The following is a 4590-nucleotide window of genomic DNA, read 5'->3' as shown; positions in this document are numbered from 1 at the left end:
CGTCCAAGCCGGAGGCTTCTTTCGCACGTTCATTCGAATTCTGAAGCAAGGGTATCGGCTTCGCGCTTACCCTCTTGAAGCACATCATCCTCGTATCGGTCGCAGCCATGTTCCTCGTCGCGTGTCCGTCGTTCGCGCAGCAGAAGGGCGCGTCCTCTTCGGAGATGAAAACAAAAGAGGCGCGAGTTAATGGCCTTACACTGCATTACATTGAACTCGGGCAAGGAACTCCAGTGGTGTTGGTGCACGGCACATTGGAGGATTACCGCACCTGGGATGGACAGCTTGAGGCGTTCTCGAAGGGATATCGACTAATCTCGTACAGTCGTCGGTATCACTATCCAAATGAATGTCCCAAAGATGCAACAGATTTTTCTGTCACCATACATGCAAGAGACCTGGCTGCATTCATCAAGGCACTTAATCTGCCCCCGGTTCATCTCATTGGTCATTCGTTCGGCGCGTTTATTGCGTTCCTGGTTGCACGAGATCACCCGGAGGTCATTCGCAGTCTGACGCCGGGCGAACCGCCTATAATGCCGTTACTAAGAACCACACCTGAAGGAGAAGCTCTTCTTACCGCTGCTATCGCTACATCAATCGCTTCTAGCGAAGCATTCAAGCAGGGGAATGACGAAGAAGGAGTGCGGCGATTTACGAACGGCGTGTTGGGCGAGGGTTCGTACGAGAAACTCCCACCTCCCGTTCTGAAGCGCCTCATGGACAATGCCCAAGGACTAAAAGGCGAGACCTCATCGCGAAACCTCTTCCCGCCCACCACATGCGAGGATGTGCAGAAGGTGAAAGCGCCAACCTTGGTCGTCGACGGGGAGCTCAGTCCTAAGAGGTTCCTTGTCATCAACGACATGCTGGAGCACTGCTTACCGAGCGTAGAACGTGCAACGATTCCGGCGGCATTTCATCAGATGGAGGTTGAAAACCCCCAAGCCTTCAATGAGAGGGTCCTCGCATTCATTGCAAAGCACTGAAACGCTGCGGTGCATGAGTCTGCTGTTGGCGCGACTCGGACCTCCGGCCATATGGCGTTTTGCGTCGCTACTAAGGGCATAGCAGACTTCAAGCGCGCCTTGACTGGCAGCACTCGACCTATGAGTAGACGGCCTACCCGAGCTCTGAGTGACACTCCGGGCACGCATCCCCGATCGAGTCCAGCACGTCACAGACCTCGGCAACCGCCTCAGCGGCACAACGAACGCGCAATGATCCGCACGGACTCGAACCTGGGAACGGACAGTGTGAGCGGCTGGTCCTAACCAATCAGAGCTTGCCAAGAGCATACTAGTAAACTCGACGCTGAGGCCGGTAGCACCAACCCTAGGCAATGACCCAGCATCTGCCTCGCACGATGCGACCCGGCCGCGCAGCAAAATGGGTGATTTTGGGGCGGGCGTCTTGAAGGATGCGCCGCAAGGACGACGGCGCCCGCCAGGTTCACGCTGCCGTGCTGCGCGGGCTGTCCGCTATTTCCTTGTCCGTCTCCTTGTCGCGAGACAGCCATGCTGGAAAGCGAAGCAGGCGTTCGTTGCCGTCTTTCGGCAGCACGATGGCAGCTTCATTGGACGAACTCGGGAGGTCCAGCGCTACGTGGCCGACTCGCACCGCATCCGCGCGCTGATCCAGTTCGCGCAGCAGGGGATCGAGCACACTGTCGATTTCGGTCGCCACCGACACCAGGAAACTATTGAGCTCGCGAGCCTCGGGCACAACTGCAGCAGCCGACTCGATCGCCTTGGAGAGACCATCCACGACGGGTGCAAACGCGCCGGCGGCTTGCCTGATTCGGGATTTTATCGCTTCGATTTCGTCCAAAACGCGATCACGCTCCCGCCTGGTCTTCTCCTCCGAAAGGCGGGCTTCAATTTCGGCGATCTGGGCCGTCAGGGTCGTGGCTTCAGATGCGAGTGCATCGCGTCTTCCGCGCGCGCGATCAAGATCGCGGCTGAGATTGTCCACTAAATCGTCCTTTCCGAACATGGCTTTGCTCCGTAGGACAGCCGTTTTGGTCTGTAGGACGGCCTTGGCGCGAACCGCCAGCCGATTGAGCGACCGAAAGGCTGGATCGGCCGAAACAGGCATCAACTTCGGTCGCGTCACATGGGCCGACATGGTGATTCCCCACCCGTCCACATTAGCCGACCGCATGGTTAACAAGTGGTTAATGTCAACAGATGATACACGGGGCACCGTGCCGGCGACGCCGCCTTCTTCTCCTCGCTGCCATCCATTTCCGCTATAATCGCCGCGGTAGCATCACCCGGAGGCGCATCCCGAGCACGCACCGAGACCCGAGCCCAAATACCTCGTCATCTGCTGTGACGGCACCGGCACGAGAGCTCCGAAAACATCTCCAACGTCCTCAAGCTCTATCGCTGCCAGCGCAAGACGGACAGGACGTCGCCGCGGCTGATGGTGTCTTGCGATCCCGGGGTCGGCACGGTGACGGCACTCGTAAACCGCGCCGCTCGCGCGTTAACCGTCCATTAACCAACGCGGCCTAGCCTGCGGTAATCGTCCAGCCATCATTACCTCGAAATGCCTTCCCGGTTCGCGCCAGGAGAAGCGCCGATGTGCGTCGAGTTGTTGACCTATGCCGATCTGGGTGCCCGCCTCCATATCTCCCGAGAGGCCGCGCGTTCGCTTGCGAGACGCCGCCGGTTGCCGCGCTCGCGGTCGGAGGACGGCAAGGCCCTGTTGAGCGTTGATGTCCCCGAGCTCCGGTGCACACCCCGCCCAAGACGTGGCCGCCGGGTAGACCCGATCGATGCCTTCCTGACACAGATCGAAGCAGTTAAGATCGAGACATTCAAGGCGGAGGTCGCGCGGCTCGACGCCGTCGCAACCGCCTACAGGGCAGTGTTCGAGCGCGAGCGCGAGCGCGCCGATCGCCTCGCCGTCGAGCTGACGCAGGCGGCCGCCGAGACGACGGCCGCCAATGCTTGGGCGGCAATACTGGAAGACGAAGTGGCGGTTCTGCGGAACGGTCGCCACGCCGGCGGCGCGATCGCGGGACAAGCCGCGCGTCGATTGGGACATCTGGCCGCTGCGATCGTGGAAGCAGACCGCGCGACTCGGTAGCACTCGATCCTCATCTCCATCCCCGGCTTGCCGGAGCAATCACGAGGGAAGAATGACTGGCACCACCGATATCCATGAAATGAAGGCCCGGATCGTCGTGTTTGGTGTCGGCGGCGCCGGCGGCAATGCGGTCAACAACATGATCACGGCCGGGCTGCAAGGGGTCGAGTTCGTGGTCGCCAATACCGACGCGCAGGCGCTGGCCATGTCGAAGGCGAGGCGCCTCATCCAGCTCGGCACAAAGGTGACCGCAGGCCTCGGCGCCGGCTCGCAGCCGGAATTGGGACGCGCCGCAGCCGAAGAGGCGATCGATACGATCCGCGATCAATTGACTGGCGCACACATGGTGTTCGTGACGGCCGGCATGGGCGGCGGCACCGGCACCGGGGCTGCCCCCATCGTCGCCAGGATCGCGCGCGAGCTCGGCATTCTCACGATCGGCGTGGTCACCAAGCCATTCTACTTCGAGGGAAAGCGCCGCATGCGCTTTGCCGAAGCCGGCATCGAGGAGTTGCTGAAGACGGTCGACACCCTGTTGATCATCCCGAACCAGAACCTGTTCCGGGTGGCCAGCGAGAAGACCACGTTCGCCGATGCCTTTGCCCTTGCCGACCAGGTGCTTTATTCCGGCGTGGCCTGCATCAGCGACCTCATCGTCAAGGAAGGCCTGATCAATCTCGATTTTGCCGACGTCCTTTCCGTCATGAAGGAGAAGGGCAAGGCCATGATGGGACGGGGCGAGGCCTCCGGCGAGAAGCGCGTGCTTGCCGCTGCTGTAGCCGCGATTTCCAATCCATTGATCGAGAATCCCTCGATCAAGCGCGCCAGTGGCCTCATCATCTCCATCACAGGCGGCAAGGATCTCATGCTGTACGAAGTCGACGAAGCTGCGACCCGCATTCGCGACGAGGCCGACCCGGACGCCAACATCATCGTCGGCGCGTCGTTTGACGATAGCCTCGACGGTATCGTCCGCGTCTCGGTGGTAGCGACCGGAATTGATAATCTCGAGCCGGCGTCTCAGGCGCAACCGGTGGAAACCGCCATCGCCCAGCTCGCCGGCAGACTGCGCAACGACGGTCGTCGCATCGCCGATCGCATCGAGCGCAGTGCACCCCTTCCGCAAGTGGAAAGCCCGCCGCTCCGCTCCGAAGCGCGACAGCCCGTGGAGCAACTGGCAAGGGCAGCTCCGGAATATGCGCGCCACGCGGCCGACCGGCCGCTCGATCCTTACGGCCGCACCGCTGCGCGCAATGCGCCCGATGAGGCTATTCTCGATATCCCGGCCTTCCTGCGCCGCGCCGCCAACTGAACGGTCGCAGGAGGGGAGTTACGGTCGTCATCCCGGGGAGCGACGACGTCGCGAGCCCGGGATCCATTGTGAACAAGCGTTCAAGATTGGCTCTGACGCATATTCGATGATAGTGATTGTTTTTATGGCGCGCCAATCAGCCTAGCCTGAAGGAGATCGAGCTTAGCGCGCCCGTACATTTG

General features: G+C 60.9%; 4 protein-coding genes and 1 pseudogene. 4 read left to right on the top strand and 1 reads right to left on the bottom strand.

The window, feature by feature from the left end; genetic code table 11:
• Window positions 1-74: 74 nt before the first annotated feature.
• Window positions 75-989 carry an alpha/beta hydrolase gene (locus IVB13_RS09400; protein ID WP_247488565.1) on the top strand — a complete coding sequence of 305 codons (915 nt, stop codon included), beginning with the start codon at window positions 75-77 and terminating at the stop codon, window positions 987-989.
• 463 nt (window positions 990-1452) lie between these two features.
• Here the strand turns inward: IVB13_RS09400 and IVB13_RS09395 are convergent, their stop codons facing one another.
• Entirely contained in the window at window positions 1453-1995 is a 543-nt protein-coding gene (locus tag IVB13_RS09395) for a hypothetical protein (RefSeq protein WP_247488563.1), read from the bottom strand.
• 331 nt (window positions 1996-2326) lie between these two features.
• Between IVB13_RS09395 and IVB13_RS09390 the strand changes: the two are divergent.
• The 3 genes and pseudogenes from IVB13_RS09390 to ftsZ form a co-directional block, all read left to right on the top strand.
• Window positions 2327-2463: pseudogene (locus IVB13_RS09390) on the top strand (DUF2235 domain-containing protein); the annotation flags it as partial.
• A 123-nt stretch (window positions 2464-2586) separates the two neighbouring features.
• A complete protein-coding gene (locus IVB13_RS09385; protein WP_247488561.1) occupies window positions 2587-3096 on the top strand; it encodes a hypothetical protein in 510 nt (169 codons plus the stop codon).
• Window positions 3097-3148: 52 nt separating this feature from the next.
• Window positions 3149-4408 carry a cell division protein FtsZ gene (gene ftsZ, locus IVB13_RS09380; protein WP_247488558.1) on the top strand — a complete coding sequence of 420 codons (1260 nt, stop codon included), beginning with the start codon at window positions 3149-3151 and terminating at the stop codon, window positions 4406-4408.
• Window positions 4409-4590 lie beyond the last annotated feature (182 nt).

The sequence above is a fragment of the Bradyrhizobium sp. 17 genome (assembly GCF_023073515.1).
Classification (GTDB): Bacteria; Pseudomonadota; Alphaproteobacteria; order Rhizobiales; family Xanthobacteraceae; genus Bradyrhizobium; species Bradyrhizobium canariense_D.
Note: the sequence above shows the minus strand (reverse complement) of the source record. Positions and strands in the feature narration are given on the sequence as shown.